Genomic DNA, 15,414 nt, shown 5'->3' on the forward strand with positions numbered 1-15,414 from the left:
AGTAGGGAGTATGTGGATGTCATCTTTGAAAAATGGCGGCCTTACAGGTTTGAAGACAACGTGGTCACTGGGGAAGGTCATCTTTCCAATCACGCTGATCGTGTTTTTGCTTCAATATACACCTGTCCTTCCTTGGGTCATGGAGAAGATTTCTCCGTTTATGAAGCTTATCGGCCTTTCAGGTGATGCGGCCATTCCTCTTGTGTTAGGGAATTTTCTTAACTTGTACGCAGGAATAGGTGGAATCTTATCCCTTGATTTAACGGTGAAAGAAGTGTTCATCATTGCCGTGATGCTCTCCTTCTCTCATAATTTATTTATTGAATCAACGGTAGCCGCAAAGGTTGGCGTGAAGATTTGGCTGATTGTCGCTGTAAGAGTCGGATTGGCCCTGGTATCGGCGGTCGTCATCAATCTGGTTTGGAACGGTGGATCTGAAATCGCCAAGTACGGTATGATGCCTCCACAACAAGCTGAGCCGGACGGGTGGGGGGAAATCATTCTCCTGGGACTCGAAAAAGCAGGATTTGGTGTCCTGCAGCTAGCTCTTATCGTCATTCCTCTTATGATGATTATTCAAGTGATGAAAGATCTGAAATGGATGGAAGTTTTTTCACGCTGGATGTCCCCTGCCACGCGGGCGCTTGGCATGAATGCAAATACGTCATCCACGATGGTAGCGGGACTCGTCATCGGTCTGGCATACGGAGCAGGCGTCATGATCCAGGCGGTTAAAGAAGATGGAGTGAGTAAGAAGGATGTCACGATTGCCTTCATCTTTTTAGTCGCATGTCACGCCGTGGTGGAGGATACGTTAATCTTCATCCCACTCGGCATCCCTGTCCTGCCCCTCCTGATCATCAGGCTGGTCACGGCGATTTTGTTAACGATGGTGGTTGCCTACATTTGGAACAGGGTCGATGCAAAGAAAGAAAAGGAGAGACATTATGAGCAGGATTACAACAATATTATTTGACTTAGACGGAACATTGATCAACACCAATGATTTAATCATTTCATCCTTTTTGCATACATTGAATCATTATTATCCAGGGCAGTACGAGGAAAAGGACGTTCATCCTTTTATGGGACCACCATTGGAAGAGTCATTCGGGGGATTGGACCCCGACCGAATGGAAGAAATGTGTACCCACTACCGTGCTTATAATCATGAGCATCATGACGCACTAGTGACTGAGTTTGAAGGGGTGTATGAAACCGTTCAAGCCCTCTACGAAAATGGATATAAATTAGCGATTGTCTCAACGAAAGTCCGTGATGTTGTGTTAAAGGGACTGGACCTGATGAATCTTCGTCCGTTCTTTGAAGTCATCATCACCCTGGACGAAGTGGACAACGCGAAGCCTCATCCTGAACCGATTGAGAAAGCTCTCGTGGCATTGGGATCCACGCCTGGTGAAGCAATCATGATCGGGGACAATCACCACGACATTTTAGCCGGGAAAAATGCAGGAGTGCTATCGGCAGGTGTCGCTTGGAGTGCGAAGGGAAGAGAGCACCTGGCTCACTACGAACCGGACTTCATGCTGGATAATATGAAAGACTTATTAAAGATTGTTGGAGTTCCGACTACATGAGACGAACGACCCGCTACCCTGTAGAAGGAGCAAATTCTCTCTGGCATGTTTACAAAACCGTTCCTTTCGGGAAGGTCGTCAAAAATTTCATCGTGATTCAACTGGCAAGGTACACACCCTTTCTGGGAATGAAAAATTGGCTGTACAAAACGTTTTTGAAGATGAAGATCGGTGAACACACTTCATTCGCCCTGATGGTGATGCTTGACGTCATGTTCCCTGAGAAAATATCGGTTGGACGTAATACAGTCATCGGGTACAATACGACGATCCTCGCCCATGAATACCTGATCAAGGAATACCGATTAGGTGAGGTGGAAATCGGATCGGAAGTGATGATCGGAGCCAACACCACGATATTACCGGGTATTCAGATTGGCGACGGGGCGATTGTATCGGCAGGAACCCTCGTACACAAAGACGTCCCGGCAGGAGCGTTCGTTGGTGGAAATCCCATGAGGATCATCTACACCAAAGACGAACTTGCCGAACGCTGGCGAGAAGATGCCATCTACGGATTGAAAAGAGAAGAATAAGGGAAAAGGCAAAGATAGATTGAGTTCTATTTTTGCCTTTTTTGTTTTTCAAAAAAATCCACCAATCAAACGGTTGACGAATAAAAAAAGAAACGCTACACTACAAATAACTTTATTTTATTAGCACATTAGCGAACTAAAGGATTTCTGAATAATCCAGAATTAGTAGCAATCCCCAAATCGGGGAAAAATAGATGAATTAATACGCCAAAGGTGGTTCTTATGACTAAGTTATTCATGTTCGAGAAGCCATTGGGAATGAGAGATACATTTCCTGATTTATACGAAATCAAAGATCAGACGAAAAAGAAAATGGAACAGGCGATGAAGCTGTGGGGTTATAAATTTATTGAAACCCCCAGCCTTGAATATTATGAAACCGTCGGTGAAGCATCGGCGATATTGGATCAGCAGCTATTCAAGCTTCTGGATCAACAGGGGCACACCCTCGTGTTAAGACCGGATATGACCGCGCCGATCGCCCGGATTGCCGCATCAAAATTATTAAAGGATGAAGCACCGCTGCGACTGGCCTACTCCAATTCAGTATTTAGAGCTCAGCAACGGGAAGGCGGACGTCCGGCCGAATTTGAGCAGGTCGGAATCGAATGCATCGGTGACGACTCAGTCAGCGCCGACGCTGAAGTAATTGCGTTAATGGTATCGGTTTTAAAAGAAGCAGGATTGGAGAACTTCAAAATTTCCATCGGGCATATCGGTTTTGTGCAGGAGCTGTTCACGCAAATCGTCGGGACTGAAGAACGGGCGGATACGTTAAGAAGATATTTATATGAGAAGAATTATGTTGGATATCGCCGGCATGTCAATGAGCTGGCTCTTTCATCCATCGATAAGCAGAGGTTGTTCCGTTTCCTGGAATTACGGGGATCAGAAAATGTGCTGGGTGAAGCTCATTCTCTTTTAGAAGGGGAAAAAGGGCTGCACGCATTAGAACAGCTGAAAGAGTTGTGGAGTATTTTAAAAGATTACGAAGTGGAGCAATATGTGAAGTTCGACTTGAGTCTGGTGAGCCACATGAGTTACTATTCCGGTATTTTATTTGAAGTGTACGGCGAAAATGTCGGGTTTGCCATCGGAAATGGCGGCCGCTACGATAAGCTCCTTGAAAAATTCGGAAAGAACTCCGGTGCGACAGGCTTCGGGTTACGTCTCGATTATGTCCTTGAAGCGATGCAGGTTGAGTTAACTTCCACTCTTCAGCAGTGCGTGCTGTTCAGTGATGAGCGCAGGAAAGAGGCGATTCGTTTGGCTAATGAGCTGCGAAGTGAAGGAGTCAATGTGGTACTGCAGAATTGGAAGGGCGCAGGAGATGTGGACGAGTTTACGAAGGGCTTCAGTCATGTGCACTTCGTTGTGGGACAGGACCCGAAAGGCGGTGAAACATCATGAGTTCATTAACCATTGCCATGCCTAAAGGCAGGATATTTGAAGAAGCCGTGGAACTATTAAGGAAAGCGGATTACAATCTGCCACCTGAATTCGATGATTCGAGGAAACTGATCATCGAGGTTCCCCAGGAAGATTTACGATTCATCCTGGCAAAGCCGATGGACGTTCCGACCTATGTGGAGCATGGAGTCGCTGATTTAGGGATTGCCGGGAAGGACGTTATGCTGGAAGAAGAGCGAGACGTGTATGAGCTGCTTGATTTACGGATCAGTGGTTGTTACTTGGCTGTCGCAGGACTGCCGAATACAAAAATGAGTGATGTGGCACCTAAAATTGCCACAAAATATCCGAATGTTGCGTCATCCTATTTCCGGGAGCAGGGTGAGCAGGTGGAAATCATTAAACTAAACGGATCCATTGAGCTCGCTCCTTTAATCGGGCTCGCTGATCGCATCGTCGATATCGTCTCAACGGGAAGAACCCTGAAGGAAAATGGGCTGGTGGAATACGAAACCATCGTCGACATCACCTCACGCCTCATCGTCAACCCCGTCAGCTACCGAATGAAAGACGAAAAAATCCATGACCTCGTCACCCGGCTGACACGCATCATCGGGTAAGAGGGGTAAGAGGGACGGACCTTGCCTGGAGCCGGTCAAATACAGGGATATCAACACTTATAATGAAACTCTGAGGTTCGGATACTTGTTTATTCAGGCAAGGTCCGTCCCTCTAAAGATAGATTACATAGGGAATACGGCATCTGCTGTCGTTAGCAGGTCCGTCCCCCTTAAAAGGCTGGTGAGTTGTATGAAGATTATTAAGGATATGAGCGGGGCGTCGATTAATCGCTCGGTCGACAGTGGTACGGAGAATCAGCGAAGAGCGGTACAGGGGATTATTGCTTCTGTGCAGGAGAATGGAGATCGGGCCGTCCGTGAGTATACCAAGGAATTTGATGGGGTTCAATTAGAGAACTACAGGGTTTCGCAGAGTGAAATCGAGGAAGCCTTCACAACTCTTGATCCCGAGATGATCTCGATCATTGAAGAAGCTGCGGATAATATCCGTGACTTTCACTCTAAGCAAAAGAGATCTTCATGGTTTACAACCAACGAGGATGGAACGATGCTCGGCCAAAAGATGACGCCCCTTGATTCAGTCGGCGTGTACGTGCCGGGTGGGACGGCTGCGTATCCTTCCTCTGTATTAATGAATGTGCTCCCTGCTAAAGTAGCGGGAGTCAAACGAATTACGATGGTTTCTCCGCCTGGAAAGGACGGGAAGCTGTCTCCCGGCGTGTTGGTGGCAGCTAAAATTGCCGGAGTGGAAGACATCTTTAAAGTGGGCGGTGCTCAAGCCGTAGCGGCACTGGCGTATGGAACGGAATCCATCACTCCCGTGGATAAAATAACAGGACCGGGGAACATCTACGTCGCCTTGGCAAAACGGGAAGTGTTCGGTGATGTGGATATTGATATGATCGCCGGCCCGAGTGAAATCGTGATCCTGGCCGATGAGCATCAGCGTGCCGATGAAATTGCCGCAGACCTTCTTTCGCAGGCAGAGCATGATGTGTTTGCCTCTGCGGTTCTCGTGACGAATTCGTCTACATTGGCAGAATCGGTATCATCACAGGTGGAACGACAGCTCTCTTCCCTTCCGAGAGTAGACATTGCCCGTCAGTCCATCCGTGATTTCGGAGCCATCTACGTGACGAGAGATATTGAAGAAGGAATCGATGTTGTGAATCAACTCGCAGCGGAGCATTTGGAAATTTTAACAGAGAAGCCGTTTGAAACGATGGCAAAAATCCGTCATGCCGGAGCCATCTTCCTTGGCCGATACAGCTCGGAGCCTGTCGGGGATTACTTTGCAGGACCGAATCACGTACTCCCGACGAACGGGACGGCACGTTTTTCCAGTCCATTAAATGTAGATGAATTTATGAAAAAGACAAGTGTGATTTCCTACAGTGAAACAGCACTGCAGCAAAATTATCAAAAAATCGCAAAGCTTGCCCGCTTGGAGGGTCTTGAAGCCCATGCAAGGGCAGTGGAAATCCGATTCGATAAAGAGAAATAGGGAAGAGGGACGGACCTCTGGAGAGGTCCGTCCCTCCAAAAAGGAGGACATCATGGTGAGAAGTGCAGAGATTGTGCGTAAGACGAATGAGACGGATATTCGTTTGAATTTTGGAATCGATGGAGAGGGAAACTCAGAGATTAAGACCGGAGTCCCTTTCATGAGTCATATGCTGGATTTGTTCACAAAGCATGGGCAATTTGATTGTACGATCGAGGCTAATGGCGATATTGAAGTGGATGATCATCACACGACAGAAGATATCGGTATCTGCTTGGGACAGGCATTACTCGAGTCACTGGGAGACAAAAAAGGGATTAAGCGTTACGGCTCTGCCATGGTTCCGATGGATGAAGCCCTTGCCCAAGTCGTGGTGGACCTGAGTAATCGTCCGCACCTTGAGTTCCGTGCAGAACTTCCAAGTCAGAAAGTCGGGACCTTCGATACGGAGCTAGTTCATGAATTCCTTTGGAAGCTTGCCCTTGAAGCACGAATGAATCTTCATGTCATCGTTCATTATGGTCACAATACCCACCATATCATCGAAGCGATCTTTAAAGCACTGGGACGTGCCTTGGATGAAGCAACCACGATCGATCCCCGGGTAAAAGGGGTTCCGTCAACGAAGGGAATGTTATAATTCATGATCGGCATTGTAGATTATGGGATGGGGAATCTGTTCAGCGTCAGTAAAGCACTTGAACGGTTGAACGTTCCTTATTTTATCAGTGATCAACAAGAGGAATTACTGAACGCAGATGGATTGATTTTACCAGGGGTGGGAGCATTTAAAGATGCCATGAACCTTCTCGAAACCACTCATCTGAAAGAAACCATCCTCACTTTTGCCCAAAGCGGGAAGCCCCTCTTAGGCATATGTTTGGGCATGCAGCTCCTTTTTGAGGAAAGTAAGGAGAATGGATCAACAAAAGGATTGGCTCTTCTACCAGGAGAAGTGCTTCACATCCCAAAAGAGGACAGTCAGGGAAACTCGTTCAAAGTCCCTCACATGGGATGGAATCTTCTGCGTTACCAAAAAAAATCCCCCCTTTTAGAAGGGTTATCAGAAGGCTATGTGTACTTCGTTCACTCCTATTATGTGCACGAAGGATCCAAAAACGTGATAGCGGCAAGTGCTGATTATGCGGGAGTCGAAATCCCGGCAGTCGTGAGCCGGGAAAATATATACGGAATGCAGTTTCATCCTGAAAAAAGCGGGGAGCTTGGAATGAAGCTGTTAGAAAACTTTACAAAACGAGTGAAGGAGAGGGTCTCATGAGTTTTACGATTTATCCAGCCATTGATATGCGGGGCGGGAAGTGCGTTCGTCTCGTTCAAGGTGACTATAATCAGGAAACGGTTTATGGAGACTCTCCGTTTGATATGGCGAAGAAATTCGCCGAGGAAGGGGCCGAGTGGATTCACATGGTGGATCTCGATGGGGCAAAGGAAGGCTCCCGGATCAATGATGAATTCGTGATCAGTGTGGCAGAGAAGCTTGAAGCCAAGGTGCAGATCGGGGGAGGCATCCGCTCCAAAGAAGATATCGAGCACTATTTAAGCCGGGGCGTCGATCGTGTGATCATCGGCAGTATCGCTGTCTCCAACACGGAATTAGTGAAGGAATGGCTGGCGGAATATGGTGATAAGATTGCCATCGGGCTCGATGCAAAGGACGGATATGTGGCAACCCACGGATGGTTGGAAACGTCAGGTCTCAAAGCCGTCGATCTAGGAAAAGAACTGGCTGAAGCCGGCGCAGAAACATTCATCTTCACCGATATTGCCACAGACGGAATGCTATCTGGTCCTAATGTTGAAGCGGTTGTCGATCTTGCCGAACAAACGGGGAAATCAGTGATTGCGTCTGGAGGCATTAGCTCACTTGAAGATCTGAAGACTTTAAAGCAATACGAAAACCAAGGCGTCTCCGGGGCGATTTGCGGAAAATCACTTTATACAGGGAAGTTCACGGTGAGCGAGGCTATAAATGAGGTGAAGACATGTTAACGAAACGGATTGTTCCTTGTCTGGACGTGAAGGATGGCCGGGTGGTAAAAGGCATTCAATTTGTGGAGCTGAGAGATGCGGGAGATCCCGTTGAACTTGCTAAAGTGTACGACGAACAAGGTGCCGATGAACTCGTCTTCCTGGATATTTCAGCGTCACATGAAGGACGGAAAACGATGGTGGAAGTCGTTCAGCATGTAGCGGCGGAATTGGCGATCCCTTTTACAGTAGGGGGAGGGATTAACTCAGTCGAAGATATGAAAGCCATCCTTCGCGCAGGAGCAGATAAAGTTTCTCTTAACACGGCAGCCGTCCTGCGTCCTGAGCTTATCCGTGAAGGAGCGGATTACTTCGGATCTCAATGTATCGTAGTGGCCATCGATGCCAAATACGATGAAGAGAGCAAAGGCTGGAAAGTTTATACCCATGGAGGCAGAAAGCTGAAAGACCTGGATGCCGTTGAATGGGCGAAGGAAGTAGAATCCCTCGGTGCGGGAGAAATTTTGTTAACGAGCATGGATAGCGATGGAGAGAAGCAGGGATTCAACCTGGCCCTGACGAAGGCGGTCAGCGAAGCGGTTTCGATTCCCGTGATTGCGTCAGGCGGTGCAGGGAATGCCGGGCACTTCAAAGAAGTTTTCACCGAAGGCAAAGCCGATGCGGCCCTTGCTGCCTCCATCTTCCACTATAAAGAAACGAGCGTTGAAGAAGTAAAGAGCTACTTAAGAGAGCAGGAGGTGCACGTACGATGACAAATGACGATTGGATCGCATCCGTGAAGTATGATGATAAAGGATTGGTACCTGCCATCATCCAGGATGCTACGACAAAAGAGGTTTTGACACTGGCGTATATGAATGAAACGTCTCTCAAGAAAACAGTTGAGACGGGAGAAACGTGGTTTTACTCCCGTTCACGTCAGGAGCTGTGGCATAAAGGAGAAACGAGCGGGAACACCCAAACGGTCAAGAGCATCACGTGGGATTGCGATAAAGATGCCATCCTTGTCCTTGTCGATAAGGAAGGACCTGCGTGTCATAAAGGGGAAGAAAGCTGCTTCCATGAAGGAGTGTATGGTGAGGAGAATTCATCAACAGAAAATATCCTCCTCACTCTGGAAAAACTCATTGAAAATCGTGAAATCGAGCGGCCGGAAGGGGCATACACGACCTACCTCTTTGAAGAAGGCGTAGATAAAATCCTTAAAAAAGTAGGCGAAGAAGCGTCAGAAGTGATCATCGCGGCGAAAAACAGGGACAGTGAAGAACTGAAATGGGAAGTCGCAGATCTGTTCTACCACGTACTCGTCCTTTTAAGGGAACAAAAACTTCCACTCCAAGATGTGCTGGAAGTCCTTGTGGAACGTCATAATAAATAACCTACTGAGGGACGGACCTTCGCGCGCACGCGCAAAGGTCCGTCCCTCAAAATATGGTAGTTTAGTACAGGGGTATTATATGATATACTACTGTAGTTATACTATGAACGTTTCGGAGGACTTTGATGAGAAAAGGGTCAAAATTAGGTAGTGAGCAAGCGAAAGTGTTGTCTTTTGTCCCGACTGGCGAGTATTACTACAACAAAGGGATGAAGGCTTATCAACGTCGAGAGCTTAAGAAATCGTTAAAATATTTAAATAGAGCATTTCAATTAGAACCAGTAGAACCGATGATTGCCTGTCAATTATCGATTGTGTATACAGAGCTTGGTGAATACAAGCGTTCCAATGATTTATTGCATCAAATCCTGGATGATCTGGATCCCCGTATGGCTGAGTGTCATTATTTTCTGGCCAATAATTATGCCCATTTAGGTTTGTTTAAAGAGGCGTACGAACAGGTTTCAGCTTATCTTGACAAAGAAGAATATGGTGAATTCGTTGAGGATGCTGAAGACTTATTAGAGCTTCTGGAGCTCGATTCCGATCTGATTGTGGACGATTTATACGAGCATGATGAGCTTATCGTCCAACAGGAGAAAGCAAGAGACCTTCTTGAATCAGGACATTTTCAAAAAGCCGTGGATACCTTACAGAAGGTCATTGAGGGTTATCCTGAATTCTGGTCAGCTTATAATAATCTGGCACTTGCCTACTTCTATTTAGGAGAAGTCGATCAAGCAGCTGCTACGTTGGAAGAGGTGCTGGAGAAGAATCCTGGAAATCTTCATGCCCTGTGCAATACGGCTGTTTTTTATTTCTATCAAAAGCGACATGACGAGCTGGACAAATTGATTCAGGGTCTTGAGAAGGTCCGTCCCTTGCTTCATGAACATCGTTACAAGCTGGGGGCTACGTTTGCGCTCATTGGTCATTCGAAGCGGGGGTATGATTGGTTGAAGTCCCTTCAGAAGATTGGCTACGAGGGCGATGGGAGCTTCTATTATTGGTTGTCTTGTTCTGCTTATGAAACGGGGCATGAGGATACAGCCCGTAATGCGTGGAAAAGGGTGTTGGAAATCAACCCTGAAAAAGAAGGGCTCGAGCCTTGGAATGTTAAAAAGCAGGAAGAGGGCTTCGAAAATCACGTCACATCGATTTTAAAGAAGCTGCAAAGTGAATATACGGAAGAGAAATTATTCGGCCTGTTTCTTACATCTATTTCGGATAATCAGAGAGCCATCCTCACTCACGCTGACTTTTGTGATGTGGAGGACCTGTCGATTGTCGAAAAGGTGTATTTGGCACAAGTGTTGAACAGCAACGGAAACAGCTCGATTAAAGTGAACCAGGAGATACAGAATATGCATCAAGTGGCTCTCCACCTTTATGGGGATCACCAGCCGATCACGAGCGTGAAGTCGGGATTATTCCTTACTTGGTTTACAATCGCCTACAGAGGCATCAAGGAACGGGAAACCTTCAAGAATGCCAAAGCTTTTGCAGCGGCGACCGAATTCGTCTGGAACCGACTGCGAAATGAAAAGATCACGAAGAAGCAGCTATGTGATCGATTCAATTTATCTGCGAGTACCTTGACAAAATACATCTCAGTGGTTGAAAGTTACCTTCCGTGAGCATATTTTTGGACGATGCGATCCTATTTTTTATAGGATAAGTGTAGGAAGTAAATACTATGGGTGGAAGGCTCAAGCACCATTACGTTCACGATCCATAGTATTTAAATAAAGTATATGCTTACGACTGTTTCGGAAGGAGAATGTCATTATGTCTGAAGAAAAAATTTATGATGTAATCATTGCAGGTGCAGGCCCTGCAGGAATGACTGCAGCTGTTTATACGTCACGTGCAAGTCTTTCAACGCTTATGCTTGAAAGAGGAGTGCCGGGCGGACAAATGGCGAATACGGAAGAAGTGGAGAACTACCCAGGCTTCGACCATATTCTGGGACCTGATCTTTCTAATAAAATGTTTGATCATGCGAAGAAATTCGGTGCGGAATACGCATACGGAGACATTAAAGAGATCATTGACGGAGAAGAGTTTAAAACGGTCAAAACCGGTTCGAAAGAATTTAAAGCCCGTGCCGTGATCATCACGACGGGTGCAGAGTACAAAAAGATCGGTGTACCTGGTGAAAAAGAGCTTGGCGGACGCGGAGTATCTTATTGTGCGGTATGTGACGGAGCATTCTTTAAAGGAAAAGACCTTGTTGTTGTAGGTGGGGGAGACTCCGCTGTAGAAGAAGGGGTTTACCTGACAAGATTTGCTAACAAGGTAACCATCGTTCACCGTCGTGATGAGCTTCGAGCTCAAAAGATCCTGCAACAGCGTGCCTTTGATAACGAAAAAGTGGATTTCATCTGGAACCATACGGTGAAGGAAATCAACGACAAAGAGGGCAAAGTGGGAAGTGTGACCCTTGTTTCTACAGAAAATGGAGAAGAAACGGATTTCCAAGCGGATGGTATCTTCATCTACATCGGAATGCTTCCACTGACGAAACCATTTGCTAACCTTGGGATCATTAACTCTGAAGGTTATATTGAAACAAACGAACAAATGGAAACAAAGGTTCCTGGAATCTTTGCAGCCGGAGATGTCCGCGAAAAACAACTTCGCCAAATCGTTACGGCAACAGGTGACGGAAGTATCGCCGCTCAAACGGCTCAGCATTATATCGAAGAGCTGAAAGAAAAAGTTAAAAACGGTTAATCAAGAAAGCCTTACGCAAGGGTAACCCTTACGTAAGGCTTTTTTGATGAATTCACTTTTTTCTATGCTTTTTGAACACATACACCAATTCAGACAGCGTCAGCTTCTTCAACCCCTCATCACATGGCTTGTAAACACCAGCTTCTACTAACCGACGAATAAATTGCTGCCTCTCTCGTTCAACGGCTTCACGTAAAAATGGCATCCGTGTTCACTCCTTTTAGATTGTTACCCATAGTGTAGGGGGATTTTGAACATAAATCTGCTACTTTGTAAAGTTTTCTTCCAATTTAGAATTCTTTGTAAGGTTTTCTGACATAATAGGTCAAATCCGTAAGAGAGACATGTATAATCAAGATATTCCCTGCTTAGGAGGATGAGGAGAACGTGGATAATGAGCCTTCCTATAAGGATAAAAAAGTGATATCAATCGGTGTCGTCAGTGAATTGACCGGTTTGACCGAGAGAAAGATCCGCTATTATGAAGAGAAGAATCTGATCTTTCCATATCGTTCCAATCGGGGCTATCGCAAATACTCCTTTTCCGACGTGGAACGATTAATGGACATCGCCGACCAGCGAGAAGAAGGGGTCACCACGAAAGAAATCAAACATGAACTATCCAGAAAAGAGAGAAAAGAAGCAAAGCAAAAAATGATACGTGGTCAGCTCAATGCCCGGTTTGGTGTTCAGAAGAAGTAAGGGGGACGGACCTCTTAAACCGATTCCATTGATTCATAACTTCCATAAATAAACAGGATTACAACCCTCCCAAAAGGGAATAACCAATATTATGAAAGTCATCTTAGTTTATTTCGGAAGGTCGGATCATGAATGAAAATATGGAAAATCGTTTCTTTAGTCGCACTGTTTGCTCTTATCCCCATTGTGTATTTTAGTTTTTTTGCCGATGAGACCAAGTCATCATCCAAGAAACGGGTAATCGCATTGGGAGATTCCCTCACCTATGGGTATGGGGATAAAAAAGAAGCAGGATATATCGGGCGTTTAGAAGAGAAAATAAATAATAAACACTCAAAGATGTCATATAATTTTCAAAACCTTGGAGTACCGGGGCAGCAATCGGATCAGCTGCTTGGGCAGATCGTCAAGCCCGAGGTAGCGGAGGATTTAAGTGAGGCAGATGTATTTATCATCAACATTGGAACCAATGATTTAATAAAGAACAATGGTGGAGACCTGTTCCCTTTGCATCATGAAGAGATCGTGGAGGCGAAAAAGGACTATCTCGACAACCTGGATAAGATCTTGAATATCGTCGGAACAGCGAGCAAAGAAGTGGATATCATCGTGTTAGGTTTATACAATCCTTACCCGGATAAAGATAGCGATAAAATCGAGGCGTACGTGGATGATTGGAATAAATCCATGATGAAAGAAGCCGAAAAACATGAGAACGTAAAGTACGTTTCAACCAATCCTTTGTTTAAAGGGAAATCCAAGGAAAACTATTTCCATGATTCCCTTCATCCTAATGGTAAGGGGTACGAATTAATCGCGGATCAAATTATGAAGAATTATGACTTTTAACCCAAAAATGACAGGTTCTTACAGCGTTCGTGGTCATTCGCAAATCCCGCAACGATACATTAACAATTCCGTAATACCGTTTTAAATCTGTTGTAACACTAGTGAAACAATTTTCGGGTAATATAGAAAATAAGAAATTGACCCCCTTTTAAGTAATAAATCCCGTAGACGACACAGGACTCGCCTGTGTCTATTTTTTTTGCTTTTTTCCCCTGTTATAGTGACTCATGTATATCTGTACCTATCCCCTTCATGTAGAAATATGTCCCAATATCTTTCGATTTGAATCGACAACCTTCAAACAACAAGCCAAGACATTGTAGCTTGTCTACAATCATAGTATAATATAAGGAATGAGAATGACTGAAAGTGGGACTAATGTATACATTGGCTCCCTGATCATCAAGATTGAGGTGAAGGTAGTGCAACGTGTCACAAATTGTTTATATCTGGATGGAGACAAGGTACTCCTTCTCCAAAAGCCAAGAAGGAATTGGTGGGTCGCTCCAGGCGGGAAAATGGAGTCCGGCGAATCAATCCGGGATGCTGTCATTCGTGAGTATCGTGAGGAAACGGGCATCTATTTGAAGAATCCTGATTTGAAAGGTGTCTTTACGTTCATTATTAAAGAAGGCGATCAGATTAAATCAGAGTGGATGATGTTTTCTTTCTTTGCAACCGAAGCGGATGGGGTCAACCTTCAAGAATCGGAAGAGGGTAAGATTAAATGGCATCCGATTGAGGATATTAAGGACCTTCCGATGGCTGAAGGGGATTATCATATTCTGGACTACCTCTTACACGGAAAGAATACGATTTATGGAACGTTTACCTATACTCCTGATTTTAAGTTATTGTCTTATCGATTAGATCCAAGTTGATCAACGAACTTATTTATACAACATTACGATAAAGGTAGTGTCAAAAAACTTATGAAAAGTTGTAAAGGGCACTATCTTTAACCCCAAAGTAAGGTTCTTGGTCGCCGCAATCGCTCTTGACAAACACGCCAATGGTTTGTGAGGTGTTCATCAAGGGCGAAGGGGACAAAAGAAGGCATGCCAAATAAGCCCTTGGTTCAGCCATTTTAAACCATTGGCCAGTTCGGTTTGTCAAGAGTTCGCTCCGCCGATTGCTGGTTAAGGGCTCAGCTAAACAAAAGTTAGGCGGTTTGGTCGATGATCCAGTCCTGAGCCAGGCTAATCAACTTCGTCCACCTGGCAGGCATGGTCGGCAGTTTCTCAAGGTCCGGATTCACTACAGGAACCCTTCCCTCCAGAGTTGCGTGCGGGCGCAGGAAGTTAAAATAGGCGACAAAAAGGGTCACATACGATACCGAGCCCTTCGCCGAACCAAATCCATGCGTGCTCTTGTAGTTCCCTTTGAAGGTCCTGTTCAGTCGCTCAATGACCTGCTTTAAGGGACGGTATTGCGTTGACACCGGATCTTCATTGGTCAGTCCAATGACTTGTGTCACATCAAAAGAAATATCGTGCTGAGCGAAAAAGTGTTGGGCTAACAGGTAAATAGGATTGCCATCGACCACGAATGACAGATCCTCTGGAATCTCCTTGAACTTCAAAAGCACATCATTGATGGCCTTTATGGCGGTCGCTGTATCACGGTTAGGTGAAACAGGATACGAAAGAATGATCTTCTTGACCGCATCAAAGAAGAAAAATAAGTAATGCCAACGCCCATTCACCCGTATATAGGTTTCATCTCCACAGAACTGATCAGATAGTTCATACGGATAATGATCTACGTATGGCTTCAGTAAGAGGGCAACGCTATTCTCGTAATTGAGAATAGTCTGGTGAGAAATGGCAACACCGTGCACGTCTTGCATAATCGCAGCTGTCTTGCGTGCCGATAATCCGTAGTTCACATGGTAGGTCAAGATCAGCCCAAGTGTATGTGGCGAGGCATGGATTCTTGATAAATCAACATCTGGACGAACGGGTGACTGAGGAGATAACGCACTTATATCCATGTGGAACTGACGGAAGATGTATCGTATTTTGAAGGCCTGTGAGTTCTTTTTAAATTGCTTTTTCTCTTGTGACGTCATTCCGTTTTTCCTGCTGAGATAGTAAGGGCACTGATCGTA

Annotated in this window: 18 protein-coding genes; 16 read left to right on the forward strand and 2 right to left on the reverse strand. The window is 45.5% G+C overall.

The window, feature by feature from the left end; translation table 11 throughout:
• Nucleotides 1-10: 10 nt before the first annotated feature.
• From DET59_RS17150 to trxB, 13 genes are all read left to right on the forward strand, one after another.
• The gene (locus DET59_RS17150) at nucleotides 11-976 is read left to right on the forward strand and encodes a nucleoside recognition domain-containing protein (RefSeq protein WP_113970841.1); all 966 of its coding nucleotides are present in this window, start codon (nucleotides 11-13) and stop codon (nucleotides 974-976) included.
• Nucleotides 948-1,598, forward strand: coding sequence for a pyrophosphatase PpaX (gene ppaX / locus DET59_RS17155; RefSeq protein WP_113970842.1), 651 nt, complete (start codon nucleotides 948-950; stop codon nucleotides 1,596-1,598). Before DET59_RS17150 ends, ppaX begins: the two co-directional genes overlap by 29 nt.
• The gene (locus DET59_RS17160) at nucleotides 1,595-2,134 is read left to right on the forward strand and encodes an acyltransferase (protein WP_113970843.1); all 540 of its coding nucleotides are present in this window, start codon (nucleotides 1,595-1,597) and stop codon (nucleotides 2,132-2,134) included. The genes ppaX and DET59_RS17160 overlap by 4 nt, the downstream gene beginning before the upstream one ends.
• Before the next feature lie 222 nt (nucleotides 2,135-2,356).
• Nucleotides 2,357-3,544, forward strand: a complete 1,188-nt coding sequence (locus tag DET59_RS17165) for an ATP phosphoribosyltransferase regulatory subunit (RefSeq protein ID WP_113970844.1) — start codon at nucleotides 2,357-2,359, stop codon at nucleotides 3,542-3,544.
• Nucleotides 3,541-4,164, forward strand: coding sequence for an ATP phosphoribosyltransferase (hisG, locus tag DET59_RS17170; protein ID WP_113970845.1), 624 nt, complete (start codon nucleotides 3,541-3,543; stop codon nucleotides 4,162-4,164). The genes DET59_RS17165 and hisG overlap by 4 nt, the downstream gene beginning before the upstream one ends.
• A gap of 190 nt (nucleotides 4,165-4,354) precedes the next feature.
• Complete coding sequence (hisD, locus tag DET59_RS17175; protein ID WP_113970846.1) at nucleotides 4,355-5,629, forward strand: histidinol dehydrogenase; 1,275 nt, start codon at nucleotides 4,355-4,357, stop codon at nucleotides 5,627-5,629.
• Between the two features lie 55 nt (nucleotides 5,630-5,684).
• On the forward strand, nucleotides 5,685-6,269 hold the full coding sequence (hisB, locus tag DET59_RS17180; RefSeq protein WP_181778215.1) for an imidazoleglycerol-phosphate dehydratase HisB: 585 nt from the start codon (nucleotides 5,685-5,687) through the stop codon (nucleotides 6,267-6,269).
• A gap of 3 nt (nucleotides 6,270-6,272) precedes the next feature.
• On the forward strand, nucleotides 6,273-6,908 hold the full coding sequence (gene hisH, locus DET59_RS17185) for an imidazole glycerol phosphate synthase subunit HisH (protein WP_113970848.1): 636 nt from the start codon (nucleotides 6,273-6,275) through the stop codon (nucleotides 6,906-6,908).
• Nucleotides 6,905-7,639, forward strand: coding sequence for a 1-(5-phosphoribosyl)-5-[(5-phosphoribosylamino)methylideneamino]imidazole-4-carboxamide isomerase (gene hisA / locus DET59_RS17190; protein WP_113970849.1), 735 nt, complete (start codon nucleotides 6,905-6,907; stop codon nucleotides 7,637-7,639). Before hisH ends, hisA begins: the two co-directional genes overlap by 4 nt.
• Nucleotides 7,633-8,391, forward strand: a complete 759-nt coding sequence (gene hisF / locus DET59_RS17195) for an imidazole glycerol phosphate synthase subunit HisF (protein ID WP_113970850.1) — start codon at nucleotides 7,633-7,635, stop codon at nucleotides 8,389-8,391. The genes hisA and hisF overlap by 7 nt, the downstream gene beginning before the upstream one ends.
• Nucleotides 8,388-9,017, forward strand: a complete 630-nt coding sequence (gene hisIE / locus DET59_RS17200; RefSeq protein WP_113970851.1) for a bifunctional phosphoribosyl-AMP cyclohydrolase/phosphoribosyl-ATP diphosphatase HisIE — start codon at nucleotides 8,388-8,390, stop codon at nucleotides 9,015-9,017. The genes hisF and hisIE overlap by 4 nt, the downstream gene beginning before the upstream one ends.
• 125 nt (nucleotides 9,018-9,142) lie before the next feature.
• The gene (locus DET59_RS17205) at nucleotides 9,143-10,654 is read left to right on the forward strand and encodes a tetratricopeptide repeat protein (protein ID WP_113970852.1); all 1,512 of its coding nucleotides are present in this window, start codon (nucleotides 9,143-9,145) and stop codon (nucleotides 10,652-10,654) included.
• 151 nt (nucleotides 10,655-10,805) lie between these two features.
• On the forward strand, nucleotides 10,806-11,753 hold the full coding sequence (gene trxB / locus DET59_RS17210) for a thioredoxin-disulfide reductase (protein WP_113970853.1): 948 nt from the start codon (nucleotides 10,806-10,808) through the stop codon (nucleotides 11,751-11,753).
• Nucleotides 11,754-11,805: 52 nt separating this feature from the next.
• Here trxB and DET59_RS17215 read toward each other — a convergent pair whose 3' ends face one another.
• On the reverse strand, nucleotides 11,806-11,958 hold the full coding sequence (locus tag DET59_RS17215) for a Fur-regulated basic protein FbpA (protein WP_113970854.1): 153 nt from the start codon (nucleotides 11,956-11,958) through the stop codon (nucleotides 11,806-11,808).
• A 182-nt stretch (nucleotides 11,959-12,140) separates the two neighbouring features.
• Here DET59_RS17215 and DET59_RS17220 point away from each other — a divergent pair, with 182 nt between their 5' ends.
• The 3 genes from DET59_RS17220 (at nucleotide 12,141) to DET59_RS17230 (ending at nucleotide 14,185) form a co-directional block, all read left to right on the forward strand.
• Nucleotides 12,141-12,455, forward strand: a complete 315-nt coding sequence (locus DET59_RS17220) for a MerR family transcriptional regulator (protein WP_113970855.1) — start codon at nucleotides 12,141-12,143, stop codon at nucleotides 12,453-12,455.
• 132 nt (nucleotides 12,456-12,587) lie between these two features.
• Nucleotides 12,588-13,304 carry a GDSL-type esterase/lipase family protein gene (locus tag DET59_RS17225; RefSeq protein WP_113970856.1) on the forward strand — a complete coding sequence of 239 codons (717 nt, stop codon included), beginning with the start codon at nucleotides 12,588-12,590 and terminating at the stop codon, nucleotides 13,302-13,304.
• Between the two features lie 422 nt (nucleotides 13,305-13,726).
• Nucleotides 13,727-14,185 carry an 8-oxo-dGTP diphosphatase gene (locus DET59_RS17230; protein ID WP_113970858.1) on the forward strand — a complete coding sequence of 153 codons (459 nt, stop codon included), beginning with the start codon at nucleotides 13,727-13,729 and terminating at the stop codon, nucleotides 14,183-14,185.
• Between the two features lie 281 nt (nucleotides 14,186-14,466).
• On the opposite strand, the gene DET59_RS17235 is transcribed toward DET59_RS17230, so the two are convergent.
• The coding region (locus DET59_RS17235) for a DDE-type integrase/transposase/recombinase (RefSeq protein ID WP_258549714.1) at nucleotides 14,467-15,414 on the reverse strand (948 nt) is incomplete at its 5' end.

The organism is Rossellomorea aquimaris (assembly GCF_003315075.1).
In the GTDB taxonomy this organism is placed as follows: Bacteria; Bacillota; Bacilli; order Bacillales; family Bacillaceae_B; genus Rossellomorea; species Rossellomorea aquimaris_C.

Coding starts and splice junctions, on each gene's coding strand:
- DET59_RS17150 (WP_113970841.1), top strand. CDS start 11: ATGTGGATGTCATCTTTGAAAAATGGCGGCCTTACAGGTTTGAAGACA.
- ppaX (WP_113970842.1), top strand. CDS start 948: ATGAGCAGGATTACAACAATATTATTTGACTTAGACGGAACATTGATC.
- DET59_RS17160 (WP_113970843.1), top strand. CDS start 1,595: ATGAGACGAACGACCCGCTACCCTGTAGAAGGAGCAAATTCTCTCTGG.
- DET59_RS17165 (WP_113970844.1), top strand. CDS start 2,357: ATGACTAAGTTATTCATGTTCGAGAAGCCATTGGGAATGAGAGATACA.
- hisG (WP_113970845.1), top strand. CDS start 3,541: ATGAGTTCATTAACCATTGCCATGCCTAAAGGCAGGATATTTGAAGAA.
- hisD (WP_113970846.1), top strand. CDS start 4,355: ATGAAGATTATTAAGGATATGAGCGGGGCGTCGATTAATCGCTCGGTC.
- hisH (WP_113970848.1), top strand. CDS start 6,273: ATGATCGGCATTGTAGATTATGGGATGGGGAATCTGTTCAGCGTCAGT.
- hisA (WP_113970849.1), top strand. CDS start 6,905: ATGAGTTTTACGATTTATCCAGCCATTGATATGCGGGGCGGGAAGTGC.
- hisF (WP_113970850.1), top strand. CDS start 7,633: ATGTTAACGAAACGGATTGTTCCTTGTCTGGACGTGAAGGATGGCCGG.
- hisIE (WP_113970851.1), top strand. CDS start 8,388: ATGACAAATGACGATTGGATCGCATCCGTGAAGTATGATGATAAAGGA.
- DET59_RS17205 (WP_113970852.1), top strand. CDS start 9,143: ATGAGAAAAGGGTCAAAATTAGGTAGTGAGCAAGCGAAAGTGTTGTCT.
- trxB (WP_113970853.1), top strand. CDS start 10,806: ATGTCTGAAGAAAAAATTTATGATGTAATCATTGCAGGTGCAGGCCCT.
- DET59_RS17215 (WP_113970854.1), bottom strand. CDS start 11,958: ATGCCATTTTTACGTGAAGCCGTTGAACGAGAGAGGCAGCAATTTATT.
- DET59_RS17225 (WP_113970856.1), top strand. CDS start 12,588: ATGAAAATATGGAAAATCGTTTCTTTAGTCGCACTGTTTGCTCTTATC.